17 protein-coding genes are annotated in these 15,974 nt (G+C 56.4%); 12 read left to right on the top strand and 5 right to left on the bottom strand.

The genetic code is table 11. The features are described from left to right. Position 1 precedes the first annotated feature (1 nt). The 3 genes from AB6V08_RS13880 (at position 2) to tusE (ending at position 2,120) form a co-directional block, all read left to right on the top strand. Positions 2-1,159, top strand: a complete 1,158-nt coding sequence (locus tag AB6V08_RS13880; RefSeq protein WP_368543438.1) for a CfaE/CblD family pilus tip adhesin — start codon at positions 2-4, stop codon at positions 1,157-1,159. A 10-nt stretch (positions 1,160-1,169) separates the two neighbouring features. Then, complete coding sequence (locus AB6V08_RS13875; protein ID WP_368543437.1) at positions 1,170-1,721, top strand: helix-turn-helix transcriptional regulator; 552 nt, start codon at positions 1,170-1,172, stop codon at positions 1,719-1,721. A gap of 69 nt (positions 1,722-1,790) precedes the next feature. Beyond that, on the top strand, positions 1,791-2,120 hold the full coding sequence (gene tusE, locus AB6V08_RS13870) for a sulfurtransferase TusE (protein ID WP_368543436.1): 330 nt from the start codon (positions 1,791-1,793) through the stop codon (positions 2,118-2,120). On the opposite strand, the gene yccX is transcribed toward tusE, so the two are convergent. Further along, positions 2,117-2,398 (bottom strand): acylphosphatase, encoded by a 282-nt coding sequence (yccX, locus tag AB6V08_RS13865; RefSeq protein WP_368543435.1) that lies wholly within the window; start codon positions 2,396-2,398, stop codon positions 2,117-2,119. The two genes, tusE and yccX, sit on opposite strands and share 4 nt — an antisense overlap. 93 nt (positions 2,399-2,491) lie before the next feature. Here yccX and rlmI point away from each other — a divergent pair, with 93 nt between their 5' ends. After that, a complete protein-coding gene (gene rlmI / locus AB6V08_RS13860; RefSeq protein ID WP_368543434.1) occupies positions 2,492-3,682 on the top strand; it encodes a 23S rRNA (cytosine(1962)-C(5))-methyltransferase RlmI in 1,191 nt (396 codons plus the stop codon). 60 nt (positions 3,683-3,742) lie between these two features. Beyond that, positions 3,743-4,060, top strand: coding sequence for a heat shock protein HspQ (hspQ, locus tag AB6V08_RS13855; RefSeq protein ID WP_368543433.1), 318 nt, complete (start codon positions 3,743-3,745; stop codon positions 4,058-4,060). 72 nt (positions 4,061-4,132) lie between these two features. Here the strand turns inward: hspQ and AB6V08_RS13850 are convergent, their stop codons facing one another. Next, positions 4,133-4,546 (bottom strand): CoA-binding protein, encoded by a 414-nt coding sequence (locus tag AB6V08_RS13850; RefSeq protein ID WP_368543432.1) that lies wholly within the window; start codon positions 4,544-4,546, stop codon positions 4,133-4,135. A 172-nt stretch (positions 4,547-4,718) separates the two neighbouring features. Here AB6V08_RS13850 and csgI point away from each other — a divergent pair, with 172 nt between their 5' ends. Beyond that, positions 4,719-5,381, top strand: a complete 663-nt coding sequence (gene csgI / locus AB6V08_RS13845) for a curli synthesis inhibitor (protein WP_368543431.1) — start codon at positions 4,719-4,721, stop codon at positions 5,379-5,381. An 80-nt stretch (positions 5,382-5,461) separates the two neighbouring features. Continuing rightward, positions 5,462-5,920 (top strand): methylglyoxal synthase, encoded by a 459-nt coding sequence (gene mgsA, locus AB6V08_RS13840; RefSeq protein WP_368543430.1) that lies wholly within the window; start codon positions 5,462-5,464, stop codon positions 5,918-5,920. A 39-nt stretch (positions 5,921-5,959) separates the two neighbouring features. On the opposite strand, the gene helD is transcribed toward mgsA, so the two are convergent. After that, positions 5,960-8,014 carry a DNA helicase IV gene (gene helD, locus AB6V08_RS13835; protein WP_368543429.1) on the bottom strand — a complete coding sequence of 685 codons (2,055 nt, stop codon included), beginning with the start codon at positions 8,012-8,014 and terminating at the stop codon, positions 5,960-5,962. Positions 8,015-8,137: 123 nt separating this feature from the next. Between helD and AB6V08_RS13830 the strand changes: the two genes are divergently transcribed. Then, complete coding sequence (locus AB6V08_RS13830) at positions 8,138-8,584, top strand: YccF domain-containing protein (RefSeq protein WP_368543428.1); 447 nt, start codon at positions 8,138-8,140, stop codon at positions 8,582-8,584. A 19-nt stretch (positions 8,585-8,603) separates the two neighbouring features. Beyond that, positions 8,604-10,766 (top strand): YccS family putative transporter, encoded by a 2,163-nt coding sequence (gene yccS, locus AB6V08_RS13825; protein ID WP_368543427.1) that lies wholly within the window; start codon positions 8,604-8,606, stop codon positions 10,764-10,766. Here yccS and AB6V08_RS13820 read toward each other — a convergent pair. After that, positions 10,723-11,349, bottom strand: coding sequence for a TfoX/Sxy family DNA transformation protein (locus AB6V08_RS13820; protein WP_368543426.1), 627 nt, complete (start codon positions 11,347-11,349; stop codon positions 10,723-10,725). The genes yccS and AB6V08_RS13820 overlap by 44 nt on opposite strands. A gap of 219 nt (positions 11,350-11,568) precedes the next feature. On the opposite strand from AB6V08_RS13820, the gene sulA reads away from it, so the two are divergent. Continuing rightward, positions 11,569-12,078 carry an SOS-induced cell division inhibitor SulA gene (gene sulA, locus AB6V08_RS13815; protein ID WP_368543425.1) on the top strand — a complete coding sequence of 170 codons (510 nt, stop codon included), beginning with the start codon at positions 11,569-11,571 and terminating at the stop codon, positions 12,076-12,078. Between the two features lie 355 nt (positions 12,079-12,433). Further along, positions 12,434-13,489 (top strand): porin OmpA, encoded by a 1,056-nt coding sequence (ompA, locus tag AB6V08_RS13810; RefSeq protein WP_368543424.1) that lies wholly within the window; start codon positions 12,434-12,436, stop codon positions 13,487-13,489. Between the two features lie 63 nt (positions 13,490-13,552). Here ompA and matP read toward each other — a convergent pair whose 3' ends face one another. Next, positions 13,553-14,005 (bottom strand): macrodomain Ter protein MatP, encoded by a 453-nt coding sequence (gene matP, locus AB6V08_RS13805; RefSeq protein ID WP_368543423.1) that lies wholly within the window; start codon positions 14,003-14,005, stop codon positions 13,553-13,555. A 186-nt stretch (positions 14,006-14,191) separates the two neighbouring features. Between matP and AB6V08_RS13800 the strand changes: the two genes are divergently transcribed. Continuing rightward, a complete protein-coding gene (locus AB6V08_RS13800) occupies positions 14,192-15,952 on the top strand; it encodes an AAA family ATPase (protein ID WP_368543422.1) in 1,761 nt (586 codons plus the stop codon). Positions 15,953-15,974: the final 22 nt, after the last annotated feature.

Here is a 15,974-nt window from a genome sequence, read left to right as displayed (position 1 = left end):
TGTGAAAACGTGCCTCTTTATTTTACTGCTCCTAAGCCTGTGGGCTGGCCAGACGCTGGCGGGTGCCCCCGCGGGGCGAAACACCAGCGCAGGGATCAGCTTCGATCGCACGGCACCGCCCGCGCGTTTCGATATCTGGTTTCATGAACCGAGCGGCTATGACCCCGCCGATCCGCAAAAGTGGGGGCGCAACACCCTGACCTGCCTGTCCCGCACGGACACCGCTAACGGGGCCTGCATGACCGCACCGGTCTGGTTCTCGGCGAACCCGGCCTCGCCCTATGCCATCACCTTACGTTTTACCCACGCCCTCACCGCCAGGACGGTGGATATCAAGGTGTATGGCGATCACTACATGTTTATCAACAACAAAGTGTTTACCTTTGCCAGCTTCGTGACCGGGGGAACGGTCGATACCGCAGCCTGGAACCGGGAGCCCTACTTCGATTACTACATCGTGAAAAGCGAACTGGACAAGCTCGCCCTGCCGGGGATCTGGACCGCCACGCTAAAGCAAAACCTGCGTCAGTGGGGAAGCGCCGACTGCGGCGGGAACTTCAACGACGTGAATGTTGGCTGTCCGGGCTATCTCTCCATCGCCAGCTGGCAGGCAAATATTCGCATTGAGGTGGTCGACCCGGGCAACCAGCAGATTTATCTGCCGGCTTTCCCGCACTCGACGCCGATCGTGAACCTCAACCTGACCAACTTCCCGGGGCGACCAGGCGGCAGCGAGATCCAGGGCGAAAACACGCTGGATATGTGCCTGTACGACGGCAAAAACAGTACCAGCACCCGCGCCTATCTGCGCTTTGAGGATGACGGGCTCCCGTCCGCGGAACGTGCCGAGGGCGCGTTTTCTATCCGCCGGCGCGGCGGAAGCCAGACCGACGCGCGGGATCGTCTTGATTACCAGGTGCTCGTCACCCATCCCGTCACGGGCGCAACCGAGACCGTCGCGAACGGCAAAACCCTGGTCTGGCAAGGCACCAACGATCCACAGTATCTGCGTCAGGTTGTGCTGCCCGGCGGACGCGAGAGCGTGCTGTGCATTCCTGCGCCCATTATCCTGAAAACCCCTGCGTTTGCCGCCAGCAGCAAAAACGCGGGGGACTATACCGGCACGCTGCGCGTTATCTATACGCCCAGCACGTTATAACGAGGTTACCGTGAGTTACGCCATTCTCGACAATAATCGATTTTACGCCGAAGGGCTGCGCTATGCGCTGCTGCGTCGGGGCGTTCAGCTGGAGGTGCAAAGCGACACCGTGCAATGGCAGCCAACGCTGCTGACCCGCCGGGTGATTGTCGTCCGCTGCCGCTTTTCCGTGGCGGCTACGCATCAGGCGCTGATCAACATTTTACTCCGGCTGGAGGCCGCCCGCTGGAAAGGGAGCCTTTATCTGGTGTGCAACGAAAAGGGGTGGGCGCTGGCGACCCATTTACGCAAGCGTTTCGGGGCGCTCACCCTGTATATCCTCGATGACCGGATCGCCGTCGCGGATGCGGCCTATCTGCTGGTAAAAGAGCCGCGCCGCATTCGAAGCCTGGACTGCTGTCTTAGCGATCCGGAATTCAACGTGCTCGATCTTATGCTTGCCGGGCTGCCGGTACGCCACATTGCTATTGCGACGCAGATGTCTGAAAAACAGGTTTCGACCCATAAATGCAACGCGCTGAAGAAGCTCAACGCCAGCAATCTGCTGCAGCTGCTCCTGTAGGTCGAGGTTTCTCACGCCGCCCCTTATTTGCTACACTGGGGGCGGTTTTTACTTAATCGACAGAGCACTATGTTCATTTTTGCAGGCCAGGAAATTGAGACCGATAGCGAAGGCTATCTGAAAGACACCACCCTCTGGAGCGAACCGCTGGCGGAGAAAATTGCCGAAAACGAAGGCATTACCCTCTCCCCCGAACACTGGGAAGTGGTGCGTTTCGTGCGCAAGTTCTACCTCGAATTTAATACCTCTCCGGCGATCCGTATGCTGGTCAAGGCGATGGCGAATACGTTCGGCGAAGAGAAAGGCAACAGCCGCTATCTGTATCGCCTGTTCCCGAAAGGCCCGGCAAAACAGGCGACCAAAATCGCCGGCCTGCCTAAACCGGTGAAGTGCATTTAATAGCGAATGCCAAAGTTCACGTATTCCCGGCCGGGTTGATGCGGTTCCGTTAATACCTTATCAACCCGGGCGCTGCGCGGCCCGCCCGCTTTCAGCCACGCTACCAGCTTTTCAACCTGCTCCGCTTCCCCGCAGGCCACCACTTCGACGCTGCCGTCATCCATATTGCGCGCGTATCCCGTCAGCCCAAGCTGGAGCGCTTCACGCTGGGTGCTGTAGCGAAACCCCACGCCCTGAACGATGCCGTGAACCCAGGCGATAGTGCAGACTTTTGACATCTTCCTTCTCCTTATCCGACTGGCGCGTTGCATTTCCTTACTGAACTCGGGAAAATGGCGGCCATTTTATTGGAATCGACAGAATAGCAAATTATGAGCGTACGTTTAGTGTTAGCCAAAGGGCGTGAGAAGTCATTGTTACGCCGCCATCCCTGGGTCTTTTCCGGCGCCGTTGCCCGTATGGAAGGCAAAGCCAGCCTCGGTGAAACCATCGATATCGTTGACCATCAGGGGAAATGGTTAGCGCGCGGCGCCTACTCGCCGGCCTCACAGATCCGCGCGCGCGTCTGGACGTTCGACAAAGACGAAACTGTCGATATCGCCTTCTTTACCCGCCGTTTGCAGCAGGCGCAGCAGTGGCGCGAATGGCTGGCCAAACGCGACGGGCTGGACAGCTATCGTCTGATCGCCGGGGAATCCGACGGGATGCCGGGGGTCACCATCGACCGCTTTGGCAATTTCCTCGTCCTCCAGCTGCTGAGCGCCGGGGCTGAATATCAGCGCGCGGCGTTAATCAGCGCCCTGCAAAGCCTCTTCCCGGAATGCGCGATTTACGATCGCAGCGACGTGGCGGTGCGTAAGAAAGAGGGTCTGGAGCTGACGCAGGGCCCGGTAACCGGCGAACTGCCGCCTGCCCTGCTGCCTATCGAAGAGCACGGCATGAAGCTGCTGGTGGATATTCAGGGCGGCCACAAAACCGGCTATTACCTCGACCAGCGCGACAGCCGTCTGGCAACCCGTCAGTACGTTGAAAACAAGCGCGTGCTGAACTGCTTCTCTTACACCGGCGGTTTTGCGGTGTCGGCCCTGATGGGCGGCTGCGCTCAGGTTGTCAGCGTCGATACCTCCCAGGAAGCGCTGGACGTGGCGAAACAGAACATCGAGCTGAACAAGCTGGATCTGAGCAAAGCGGAGTTTATTCGCGATGACGTGTTCAAACTGCTGCGCAAGTATCGCGATGGGGGCGAGAAGTTCGACGTTATCGTGATGGATCCGCCGAAGTTCGTTGAGAACAAAAGCCAGCTGATGGGCGCGTGCCGCGGCTATAAAGATATCAACATGCTGGCTATCCAGCTGCTGAACCCGGGCGGCGTCCTGCTGACCTTCTCCTGCTCCGGCCTGATGACCACAGATTTATTTCAGAAAATCATCGCCGACGCCGCTATAGATGCCGGTCGTGATGTACAATTTATAGAGCAGTTCCGTCAGGCCGCCGATCACCCGGTGATCGCCACCTACCCGGAAGGGCTGTATCTGAAAGGGTTTGCCTGTCGCGTCATGTAACTTGAAAAGAGAAATATTGCCCGCACATAGAGTGTAAGTGATGTTTCCCGGGAGGTGACTATGATTGCCAGCAAATTCGGTATCGGCCAGCAGGTCCGCCACACCTTGCTTGGGTATTTGGGTGTGGTCGTGGATATCGACCCGGAATATTCCCTCGATGAACCGTCAGCCGACGAGCTGGCGGTTGATGCAGAGCTTCGCGCCGCCCCCTGGTACCACGTGGTGATGGAAGATGACGATGGGCAGCCTGTCCATACCTATCTTGCCGAAGCGCAGCTCAGCGGAGAAATTCAGGACGAACATCCGGAACAACCCACGATGGATGAGCTTGCCCAGACTATCCGCAAGCAGCTCCAGGCTCCGCGCCTGCGGAACTAAAGCCTGACGCTCGCCACCGCCACGAGCGCGTTGAGGTGAAAAAAAGCCCGGTATCGCAACCGGGCTTTTTTATTATTTCGCCAGTCCCAGACGGGGAATATCAATCGCAGGACATCTGTCCATCACCACGTTCAGCCCCGCTTCACGCGCCAGCACCGCGGCCTGTTCGTTGATCACGCCCAGCTGCAGCCACAGGGTTTTTGCCCCAATCGCGATGGCTTCCTGCGCAACGCCCCACGCCGCTTCGGAATTGCGGAACACATCCACCATATCCACGTTTTCCGGCACGTCCGCCAGCGTGGCATAGCCCTGCTGGCCCAGCAGCGTTTTGCCCGCCACTTTTGGCGACACCGGGATAACGTGATAGCCCTGGTCAAGAAGGTACTTCATGACCCGATAGCTCGGGCGGTCGGGCTTATCACTCGCGCCCACCAGCGCAATGGTTCGGGTCGATGTCAGAATGTCGGCAATGTCGTTGTCTTTCATAATCTTCCTCCAGGCTTTTTTCAAAGTGTACGTCAAAGCAGACATCGCAACCATCCATCCCATACAGATGTATGAGGGCAAACTCGCAGAATATGTCTATATGTTAGTAAACGTGATTATCGAAAAATTTAGATACATTATTGAGAAAGGCTATTTTTAACAGGAGCCCCCTATGAAAACCGGCATTGCCTCCGCTGTGATTGCATTAGTGATGCCGGTCTGCGTCTTTGCCACCACGCTGCGGCTCTCCACCGATATCGATCTGCTGGTGCTGGACGGCAAAAAGGTCTCCAGCTCGCTGCTTCGCGGTGCAGACAGCATCGAGCTGGACAACGGGCCGCACCAGGTGGTGTTTCGGGTCGAGAAGACCATCCGCGCCGCCAACCACGAGCAGCGGATGTACATCTCCCCGCCGCTGATCCTGAGCTTTAACACCCAGCGCATCAGCCAGGTTAATTTCAGCCTCCCCCGCCTGGAGACAGAAAAAGAGGCACAGGCGTTTGAGTCGGCGCCGCGGCTTGAGCTGCTGGATGGCGACGCCATAACCATCCCCGTGAAGCTGGATATTCTGGCGCTGACGACCACGCCAAACGGCATAGACTATGAGGCGGATACGGAAATCTATAACAAAGCGGGCAAACGCGCGTCGCTGCCGCAGTTTGCCACCATGATGGCCGACGACAGCACGCTGCTGTCCGGCGTGTCCGAGCTTGACGTGATTCCTCCCCAGTCCCAGCCCCTCACCGAGCAGCGTCTGAAGTTCTGGTTCCAGCAGGCGGATGCCGATACCCGGGCGCGGTTCCTCCAGTGGGCAAAGCAACAGCCGTCGTCTTAATCCACATTTTTATGCCCTTTCTCTTGCAGCATCAGGCGCTTCCCGTCATCTTGTAGCCAGTTAACCTGATGGAAAAGATTATGGAATTGACAACACGCACGCTCCCGGCGCGCAAACACATTGCGCTGGTAGCACACGATCACTGCAAACAGATGCTTCTGAACTGGGTTCGCCATCACCGGTCGGTGCTGGAAAACCATACCCTTTCGGCAACGGGAACCACCGGCAATCTGATCCAGCGCGAAACGGGGTTAGACGTGAACGCGATGCTGAGCGGCCCGATGGGCGGCGATCAGCAGGTCGGGGCGCAGATCTCGGAAGGGAAAATCGACGTTCTGATTTTCTTTTGGGATCCGCTCAATGCCGTCCCGCACGATCCGGATGTGAAGGCGCTGCTGCGTCTGGCGACGGTGTGGAATATTCCCGTGGCGACCAACCTGTCGACCGCAGACTTTATCATCGAATCGCCGCAGTTCAGCTCCCCGGTGGATATCCTCATCCCCGACTATCAGCGCTATCTTGCGGAAAGACTGAAGTAAAACGCTGCCCGGAAGCCTCGCGCTTGCCGGGCAATGCTTTTACGGCTTCTTCGCCACCGGCACGTCAATACTCTTCAGAATATCCACAAACGACGACGGCTCGTCTTTATTGAACAGCAGCCAGACGCGGTGACGGGCGCGGGTGATCGCCACGTACAGCAGACGACGCTCTTCCGCATCCGGGAAATCCTCCGGCGCGGGCAGCAGCGCCTGCTCCATCACCGACTCGCGCGCGGGGGCCGGGAAGCCATCGCTGCCCTCTTTTAAGCCCAGCACAATAACGTAATCGGCCTGCTGCCCCTTACTGGCGTGAATGGTCATAAAATCAAGCTGCAGCTTTGGCCAGCGGGTCGCGGCTTTTTCGAGCGCCGCCGGTTTGAGGTGGTGATAGCGGGCCAGCACCAGAATACGCTCGTCGGGCTTTGCGTAGCCGCTCAGTTTGTCCAGCAGCGGCTCAAGCTGATCGTCTGCCATCAGGGTGACCGCTTTTTTATCCCCGGCAGTCAGGCTGTTTAGCGGCTTGGCCAGCTGGTGCGGGTTTTGCTGGATAAAGCGGTTGGCGATTTCGCCGATACGCGAGTTGAAGCGGTAGGTGGTATCCAGATCGCTGCGATCGCCTTCGCCAAAGTAGTGGTGGAACGCGGTTGTGAGCGAAAGCTGCGCCCCGCTGAAGCGGTAGATAGCCTGCCAGTCATCGCCCACCGCAAACAGCGAAGTATGTTTGTTTTGCGCACGCAGCGCCGAGAGCAGCGCGGCGCGCTGGGGCGAGATATCCTGGAATTCATCCACGAGGATATGCTTCCACGGACTCACAAAGCGGCCTTTTTCCAGGATGATAATCGCCTGGTGGATAAGCCCGGAGAAATCGACCGCGTTCTCCTCTTTCAGCGCCGTTTTCCACGCCTTCAGCATCGGTGCCAGCAGCTTAACCCGCTTTGAAAACAGGGCGCGGATCTCCTCCGGCGCGCTTTCAATCATTTCCGCCTGCGAGCCGCCGTGCATCCGCATCAGGCTTACCCAACGGTCGAGGCGCGAAGCCAGACGCCGCGCGAGCTTTTCATCCTGCCAGAAGCTGCCTTCCGGCACGTCCCAGCTAAGCTCCTCTTCCAGCCACTGGCGCCAGCCCTTCGCCTGAGCTTTTTTCTCGCTGCACTGCTGCTGCCAGGTTTTGATAAACAGCGCCTGTCGCGCCTGCGCGTCGTTTTCAAGTTTACTGATTGCAGGAACTTTTTTGCTTCCCTGCTGGATAATGTGCAGGGCGAGCGCATGGAAGGTGCGGGCGGTGATATCGCGGGTATGCAGCCGCGCCTGAATGCGCTCGTCCATCTCCTGGGCCGCCTTGCGACCAAACGCCAGCAGCAGAATTTGATCCGGTACGGCTTCGCCGGTGGTGAGGAGCCAGCCCGCCCGCGCCACCAGCACGGAGGTTTTACCGCTCCCCGCCCCTGCCAGCACCAGCAGAGACTGCTCGCCGTTCACCACCGCCCGCGCCTGAGCAGGGTTGAGCGGCGAGGACTCAATCTGGCTAAAGAAATCGGCATAGCGGGTGAGCATGGTTTCCGTCCACGCCTGGTTATGGGCAAGGCGGCTTTTATCGATATCGCTCAGCCACGCCTGGCACTGGCGCCAGGCCTCGCGGCAGTTTTCAAACTCATCAAGGCGCGATACGGGCAGCGGCAGCGCCGCAAGCGCCTGCCTGATTTTTTGCTGGAGTCCCGCCGTTTGCGCACGCGTGAGCCATTTTTGCTGCTCGCTGCTGTGGGCAATCTCATCAACAACCTGCTGTAAAACCTGCGCCGCAACGACGCTCATCTCTTCGCTCCACTGGCGCCACAGGGTATTGAGATGGTGATGAAAGCGCTGGGTTTCGGCCCATTCCGTGCCGTGCAGACGCACCACCTTTTCAGCGGGCAGGACAAACTCCAGCTCGCCCCACACCAGCCCGCGCTTGCAGTGGATAGCCAACAGCTGATTAAACGGAATGAGGTATTCGTGGCGTTCGCCAGAGACTTTTACCCCTGCATTAAGCAGGACGACCCTGTCGTAAGGGTGTTGCGCCAGGCGTTTGCCCAATGAGGTTGCTTTCAGTTCCATGTCCAGCCGTATCCACGAAGAGATAATTTGTCTGATAGTTTAACTGCCAGTTTTAAGGTGCTCCAGCCTAAAAAAACGTTACAATCACCGGGGGTTAATCATATCGAAAGGAACTGAGGGTTTATGCGTACCGTTCTGAATATTTTGAATTTTGTCCTTGGCGGTTTTGCCACCACGCTGTCCTGGCTTTTCGCCACGCTGGTGAGCATCGTGCTCATTTTCACGCTTCCTCTCACCCGCTCCTGCTGGGAAATCACCAAACTCTCGCTGCTTCCTTATGGTAATGAGGCCGTTCACGTTGACGAGCTGAACCCGGAAAGAAAGAGCGCGCTGATGAACACGGGCGGGACGTTGCTGAACATTCTGTGGCTGGTTTTCTTCGGCTGGTGGCTGTGCCTGATGCACATTTTCGCCGGTATCGCCCAGTGCATCACCATCATTGGTATTCCGGTCGGGATCGCGAATTTTAAAATCGCCGCCATCGCCCTGTGGCCGGTCGGACGCCGCGTAGTCCCGGTTGAAGTGGCGCAAGCCGCGCGCGAAGCCAATGCCCGCCGTCGTTTTCAGTAATTAAGGACAGGCATTGCTCATGCTAAGCCCATTGCTTCGCCGCTACACATGGAACAGTACCTGGCTTTACAACGTCAGGATTTTTATCGCGCTGTGCGGCACGGTTGCCCTGCCGTGGTGGATAGACGACGTCAAGCTCACGATCCCGCTGACGCTGGGCGTGGTTGCAGGCGCGCTGGCGGATCTGGATGACCGTCTTGCCGGACGCCTGCGCAACCTCGTCATTACGCTTATCTGTTTTTTCATCGCCTCGGCGTCCGTGGAGCTGCTCTTCCCGTGGCCGTGGATGTTTGCGATCGGGCTTACCCTGTCCACCAGCGGCTTTATCCTGCTGGGCGGTTTGGGCCAGCGCTATGCCACTATCGCGTTTGGCGCGCTGCTGATCGCCGTCTATACCATGCTTGGCGTTTCGCTTTACGACCAGTGGTATCAACAGCCGGTCCTGCTTCTGCTGGGGGCAATCTGGTATAACCTGCTCACCTTGACCGGGCACCTTATCTTTCCCGTGCGGCCATTGCAGGACAACCTTGCCCGCAGCTACGAGCAGCTCGCGCATTATCTGGAGCTGAAATCCCGCCTGTTCGATCCGGATATCGAAGAAGAGAGCCAGGCGCCGCTCTACGACCTGGCGCTGGCAAACGGCCAGCTGGTGGCGACCTTAAACCAGACGAAGGCTTCCCTTCTGACCCGACTGCGCGGCGATCGCGGCCAGCGCGGCACCCGTCGCACCCTGCACTACTATTTTGCCGCGCAGGATATTCACGAGCGTGCCAGCTCCTCCCACGTTCAGTATGCGGCCCTGCGTGAAAAATTCCGCTACAGCGACGTGATGTTCCGCTTCCAGCGCCTGCTCTCTATGCAGTCTCAGGCCTGCCAGCAGCTCGCCCGCTCCATTCTGCTGCGCACGCCTTATCAGCACGATCAGCGTTTCGAGCGCGCGTTCACTCATCTGGATGCGGCGCTCGATCGCGTGCAGGCCAGCGGAACCTCCCCTGAACAGATAAAAGCGCTGGGGTTTTTACTCAATAACCTGCGGGCAATTGATGCGCAGCTGGCGACCATCGAGTCCGAGCAGGCCATCGCGATGCCGAACAACGATCTGAACAGCCAGCTTTCCGACGACAGCGTCCACAGCTTTAGCGATATGTGGCTACGCCTGAGCCGCAACTTCACGCCGGAGTCGGCGCTGTTTCGCCATGCGGTGCGCATGTCGCTGGTGCTCTGCGTGGGGTATGCGTTTATACAGATAACCGGGCTGCATCACGGTTACTGGATCCTGCTGACCAGCCTGTTTGTTTGCCAGCCAAACTATAACGCCACCCGCCACCGCCTCGCGCTGCGTATCATCGGTACGCTGGTCGGGGTTGCCATCGGGCTGCCGGTGCTTTACTTCGTTCCTTCTATAGAAGGACAGCTTATCCTGATCGTCATAACCGGCGTGCTGTTCTTCGCCTTCCGCAACGTGCAGTACGCACACGCCACCATGTTCATTACCCTGCTGGTCTTGCTCTGCTTTAACCTGCTGGGTGAAGGTTTCGAAGTCGCCCTGCCGCGCGTCATTGATACCTTGATAGGCTGTGCGATAGCCTGGGCCGCGGTGAGCTTCATCTGGCCAGACTGGCGTTTTCGCAATCTACCCCGCGTGCTGGACCGGGCGATGAACGCAAACTGCCGGTATCTGGATGCCATCCTGGAGCAGTATCACCAGGGGCGGGACAACCGGCTCCCGTACCGTATCGCCCGCCGCGATGCGCACAATAGCGATGCGGAGCTGGCTTCCGTTGTGTCGAATATGTCGACGGAGCCCGGCGCCACCGCGGAGATCAGGGAAACCGCCTTCCGCCTGCTTTGCCTGAACCATACGTTCACCAGCTATATCTCTACGCTGGGCGCCCACCGTGAAAAGCTCACCAACCCGGGCATTCTTGCTTTGTTGGACGATGCCGTGTGTTACGTTGACGATGCGCTTCACCATCGCCCGGCCGATGAACCCCGCGTTCGTCAGGCGCTGGATGAGCTCGCAGAGCGTATTGCCCATCTCGATCCCGGCTCCGACAGCAAAGCACCGCTGGTGCTTCAGCAGATTGGCCTGCTCATCGCTTTGCTGCCGGAAATTTGCCGTCTTCAGCAGCTCATCGCTACATGGCGGAATGATTCTCCTTCGGGTCAGGCAGCCCATTAAACCATTCGGTCAACTCCCGGCGCGTATCCGCCGGGAGTGCCGCTTCATGCAGCCCTTCCAGAGCGCCGACGAGCGCAAACAGAACTTTTATCCCGATCTGCTTATTTAGGGCGCGCACTTTCAGCCAGCTCCCCTTCGCCCCGAGCTCCCGTAGCGTCTTTTCATTCGTGATCCCGGCTTCATAGAGAAGAACTTCGATCTGAAAGGTCAGGTTTGGCAGATCTTTAAGCCGGTTGCGATGATACCGCTGGAAACGCTCCTGCCTGGCCGCCGCCAGTGCGTATGAGGAAAGCTGGAGTAATTTTTCCCTGTCCTGCCATAAACCTTCATCGACGCGGAAGTAGTTCAGCAGCACCGGACGACCACGCTTCAGGAGCGTTAAAAAGGAAGAGGCGTGTTTAACGCAGTACGTGGCGTTCTCTTCACAGGCCCGAAGGTAAAGTTCCCCGTCTGACACCATCGCAAATACGGCATCATCAACGGCCAGCGTGTAGCCACCAAAGAGAGCACGGTGATGAATATTGCCCAGCTCCGAGAGGTATTCCTGAGATTGATAAATCCTCTCATAAGATATCTTTTTCATTGTATTTCTCTTTAAAAAACAATAGATAAAGTGAATTTTTCTTACTACCGGATCCGTTAGCAGGAAAATAGGGAACTTATCGTCAAGGAGCAAGATGAATTTGAGTTAGAGGCAGATCATGAGCAAATTTTGCGAGAAGCTTTCAGGAATTTAGGGTTGATCTTTAGCCATACAGGGGTTACTGTATATCCATACAGTAACTACAGGGCTGGAATGAATATGTACACTTCAGGCTATGCAAATCGCTCAACCTCTCTTTCTTCTACCGCTGGCAATGTCGCGCAGAAATCCGTAGAGGGCGTTTCAACAGGTCTTATCAGTGAAGTGGTTTATCGCGAAGACCAGCCTCTGTTGACGCAACTCTTATTACTGCCGTTATTACAGCAGCTTGGGCAGCAATCCCGCTGGCAACTCTGGTTGACGCCACAGCAGAAGCTGAGCCGTGAATGGGTTCAGTCTGCAGGGCTGCCGCTGACAAAAGTGATGCAGATTAACCAGCTGTCGCCATGCGACACCGTGGAGTCGATGGTTCGCGCTTTGCGTACCGGGAACTACAGTGTAGTAATTGGATGGTTGTCAGATGAACTGACGGAAGAGGAACATTCTCGTCTGTCTGAAGCGGCGGAAGAAGGTAATGCAATCGGGTTTATTATGCGCCCGGTAAGTGCCGATCCTCATCGCAGAGGACAACTTTCTGGGCTAAAAATTCACTCAAATTTGTATCACTGAGTGAAATTAGGACTTTTCCTGGAATTTTTTTTGACAGTGATATGCACAAATAGTTCCATTCGCCAAATCTCTGGCAAGGCTTGTCTGGTGCGGTTCTCGTTAATTTTACTGCACAAATTCCGTACTAAAAATGTTAAATATTAGCTATACGGAACTTTTTTTTTCATATGCCTGACGGACTTCACACTTGTAAGTTTTCAGCTACGTTGTAGACTTTACATCGCCAGGGGTGCTCGGCCTAAGCCGAAGATATCGGTAGAGTTATATTTGACCACGCCCCCCGGTGAAGGATTTAACCGTGATTTCTTAATGAAGATTTTCATGGCAAATTTTGGATGATAACGAGGCGCAAAAAATGAAAAAGACAGCTATCGCGATTGCAGTGGCACTGGCTGGCTTCGCTACCGTAGCGCAGGCCGCTCCGAAAGATAATACCTGGTATGCAGGTGGTAAACTGGGCTGGTCTCAGTTCCATGACACTGGCTGGTACAACAAAGACCTGAACAACGATGGCCCAACTCACGAAAGCCAGCTGGGTGCAGGTGCGTTCGGTGGCTATCAGGTTAACCCGTATGTTGGTTTTGAAATGGGTTACGACTGGTTAGGTCGTATGCCATACAAAGGCAACGAAGTAAACGGCGCCTTCAAAGCTCAAGGCGTTCAGCTGACCGCTAAACTGGGTTACCCAGTAACTGACGATCTGGACGTGTACACCCGTCTGGGCGGCATGGTATGGCGTGCAGACTCCAGCAACAACGTTTATGGTGACAACCACGACACTGGTGTTTCCCCAGTATTCGCTGGTGGTGTTGAGTGGGCTATGACCCGTGACATCGCTACCCGTCTGGAATACCAGTGGGTTAACAACATCGGCGACGGCAACACCGTTGGTGTTCGTCCAGACAACGGCATGCTGAGCGTAGGTGTTTCCTATCGTTTCGGTCAGCAGGAAGATGCAGCTCCAATCGTAGCTCCAGCTCCGGCTCCAGCTCCAGAAGTACAGACCAAGCACTTCACTCTGAAGTCTGACGTTCTGTTCAACTTCAACAAAGCTACCCTGAAACCAGAAGGTCAGCAGGCACTGGATCAGCTGTACACCCAGCTGAGCAACCTGGATCCTAAAGATGGTTCCGTAGTGGTTCTGGGCTTCACCGACCGTATCGGTTCTGACGCATACAACCAGAAACTGTCTGAGAAACGTGCTCAGTCTGTAGTTGATTACCTGATCTCTAAAGGTATCCCAGCTAACAAGATCTCCCCACGTGGCATGGGCGAAGCTAACCCAGTTACCGGTTCTACCTGTGACAACGTTAAAGCTCGCGCAGCACTGATCGACTGCCTGGCTCCAGATCGTCGCGTTGAGATCGAAGTTAAAGGCATCAAAGACGTTGTAACTCAGCCAGCGGCATAAGTTATCGTCTTAAAAAAAACCCCGCAATGCGGGGTTTTTTATTATCTGAAGAAAAGCGGAAAACTATTTTTTACCCAGAAGCGCCTGCAGATCCGTTTTCAGTGTCGACATCTGGTTTGCATACTTCTCTTTATGCTCCGCGTCTTCAATCAGCTGAACCACCGTCTCCGAGAGCGTTTTACCGCGCCGCTGCGCCAGCCCTGCCAGCCGTTGCCAGACCATAAACTCAAGATCGATAGATTTCTTGCGGGTGTGCTGATGCTCAGCGTTGAAATGACGCTTGCGACGCGCACGGATAGTTTGCTTCATGCGGTTTAACAGCGCAGGATTGATGTGCTTTTCAATCCAGCCGTTAACCTGAACCGGTTCATTTTCGAGGGTCAGCAACATATCCACTGCTTCTTGTGCAGCGCTGGCTTCGATGTAGCAGGTGATCAACTCGCCTTCACGATGTTTTTTGACCAGGTACTTCCATTTCCAGCCGCTTTCGAGATTTTCCAGTTGTTGATATTTCATTGCGATCTCAGTGTTACCTCGTAACTCTGTTCAGAATATCAGTTTTTTGACAATCTGCTGAAAAGAAATCATATCCTGTGCATCATTACGGCAGATTCCCCCGCGGAAATCCCCGATCCTGCTTGGGCAGAGCCTGCCGCTTACGGTATACTCCACGGTTTTACATCTGACTAAAAAACATCAACTTTGACCATTACGAAACTTGCATGGCGTGACCTGGTTCCCGATACAGAAAGCTATCAGGAGCTATTTGCACAGCCCGATCTCGCAAAAGAACACGAATTCATACTTAGCGATACACAACCGCGTTTGCATTATGCGCTGGAGCAGGTGTTAAGCCCGTGGGCAACATCTCCCTTCATGCTGCTCAAAGCCCCGGAAGAAGCCGAGTATTTGACGCTTCTGGGCGATGCCGTGCGCCAGCTGCAGCCAGAAACCGATGAGGTGTATGGCGGCCAATATCGTATCGCAGGTCAACACATCACTTTCGAACCCGCCCAGCAGGCGGACGACCGCTTTGCCGCGCAGGGCGAGGTCGTTACGGCTAACTGGGTTGAAGCAGAGCAGCTGTTTGGCTGCCTTCGTCAGTTCAACGGCGAGCTGTCGCTTCAGCCCGGGCTCGTCCACCGCGCCAACGGCGGCGTGCTGATCGTTTCCCTGAGAACCCTGCTCGCGCAGCCGCTGCTGTGGATGCGTCTGAAAACGATCGTCAGCCAGCAGCGTTTCGACTGGGTCGGATACGACGAGTCTCGCCCGCTTCCGGTTTCCGTGCCGTCAATGCCTATGTCATTGACCGTAGTGCTGACCGGCGATCGCGAATCGCTGGCCGATTTCCAGGAGATGGAGCCGGAGCTGGCCGAACAGGCCATCTACAGCGAATACGAAGATAACATCCAGATTGCCGACGCGGATGACATGGCGCAGTGGTGCCAATGGATCCTCGACGTCGCGGCACGCTACGAACTGCCAACGCCGGCGGCTGACGCCTGGGCGGGCCTGATCCGTGAAGCGGTGCGCTACACCGGCGATCAAGAAACGCTGCCGCTCTGCCCGCTCTGGGTTAGCAGACAGCTGCGCGAAGTGGGCGTCATCAGCGGTGACGGGCGCTTTAACGCCGAACAACTCACCCAGATGCTGATGCAGCGCGAATGGCGTGAAGGCTATCTGGCCGAGCGTATGCAGGATGAAATTCTGCTGGAACAAATCCTGGTGGAAACCGAAGGGGAACGCATCGGGCAGATCAACGCCCTGTCGGTCATTGAATTCCCCGGGCATCCGCGCGCGTTTGGTGAACCGTCGCGTATCAGCTGCGTCGTGCACATTGGCGATGGCGAATTCACGGACATTGAACGCAAAGCCGAGCTCGGCGGCAACATTCACGCTAAAGGCATGATGATCATGCAGGCGTTTCTGATGTCTGAGCTGCAGCTTGAGCAGCAAATCCCCTTCTCTGCCTCGCTGACCTTTGAGCAGTCCTACAGCGAAGTCGACGGTGATAGCGCCTCCATGGCGGAACTGTGCGCGTTAATCAGCGCCCTTGCCGAGGTGCCGATTAATCAGAACATCGCCATCACCGGCTCTGTCGATCAGTTTGGTCGCGCGCAGCCCGTGGGCGGCCTGAACGAGAAAATCGAAGGCTTCTTCGCTATCTGTCAGCAGCGCGGTTTGAACGGCAAACAGGGCGTTATTATTCCTGCGCCAAATGCGCGTCATTTGAGCCTGAGCCAGGCGCTTCTTGACGCGGTTGAGCAGGAACAATTTGCCGTCTGGGCCATCGAAGGCATTGAGGATGCGCTACCCTTACTGACAAATCTGGTCTGGGACGGCGAAGGCCAGACAACCCTGATGCAGACTATCCAGGAGCGTATTGCTCAGGCGACGCAGCAGGATGCGCGTCACCGTTATCCGTGGCCGTTACGCTGGCTGAGCTGGTTCAGTCCGAACTGATCGGACTTGTTCAGCGTACACG

The sequence above is a fragment of the Enterobacter soli genome (assembly GCF_964208575.1).
GTDB classification, from domain to species: Bacteria; Pseudomonadota; Gammaproteobacteria; order Enterobacterales; family Enterobacteriaceae; genus Enterobacter; species Enterobacter soli_A.
The sequence above is the reverse complement of the archived record's forward strand: the minus strand, read 5'-3'. Positions and strand labels throughout refer to the sequence as shown.

Bases quoted from the DNA above. Each gene is read 5' to 3' on its own strand.
- sulA (WP_368543425.1), top strand. From the start codon at position 11,569: ATGTACACTTCAGGCTATGCAAATCGCTCAACCTCTCTTTCTTCTACC.
- yccX (WP_368543435.1), bottom strand. From the start codon at position 2,398: ATGTCAAAAGTCTGCACTATCGCCTGGGTTCACGGCATCGTTCAGGGC.
- AB6V08_RS13830 (WP_368543428.1), top strand. From the start codon at position 8,138: ATGCGTACCGTTCTGAATATTTTGAATTTTGTCCTTGGCGGTTTTGCC.
- AB6V08_RS13820 (WP_368543426.1), bottom strand. From the start codon at position 11,349: ATGAAAAAGATATCTTATGAGAGGATTTATCAATCTCAGGAATACCTC.
- yccS (WP_368543427.1), top strand. From the start codon at position 8,604: ATGCTAAGCCCATTGCTTCGCCGCTACACATGGAACAGTACCTGGCTT.
- rlmI (WP_368543434.1), top strand. From the start codon at position 2,492: ATGAGCGTACGTTTAGTGTTAGCCAAAGGGCGTGAGAAGTCATTGTTA.
- helD (WP_368543429.1), bottom strand. From the start codon at position 8,014: ATGGAACTGAAAGCAACCTCATTGGGCAAACGCCTGGCGCAACACCCT.
- hspQ (WP_368543433.1), top strand. From the start codon at position 3,743: ATGATTGCCAGCAAATTCGGTATCGGCCAGCAGGTCCGCCACACCTTG.
- mgsA (WP_368543430.1), top strand. From the start codon at position 5,462: ATGGAATTGACAACACGCACGCTCCCGGCGCGCAAACACATTGCGCTG.
- AB6V08_RS13850 (WP_368543432.1), bottom strand. From the start codon at position 4,546: ATGAAAGACAACGACATTGCCGACATTCTGACATCGACCCGAACCATT.
- ompA (WP_368543424.1), top strand. From the start codon at position 12,434: ATGAAAAAGACAGCTATCGCGATTGCAGTGGCACTGGCTGGCTTCGCT.
- tusE (WP_368543436.1), top strand. From the start codon at position 1,791: ATGTTCATTTTTGCAGGCCAGGAAATTGAGACCGATAGCGAAGGCTAT.
- csgI (WP_368543431.1), top strand. From the start codon at position 4,719: ATGAAAACCGGCATTGCCTCCGCTGTGATTGCATTAGTGATGCCGGTC.
- matP (WP_368543423.1), bottom strand. From the start codon at position 14,005: ATGAAATATCAACAACTGGAAAATCTCGAAAGCGGCTGGAAATGGAAG.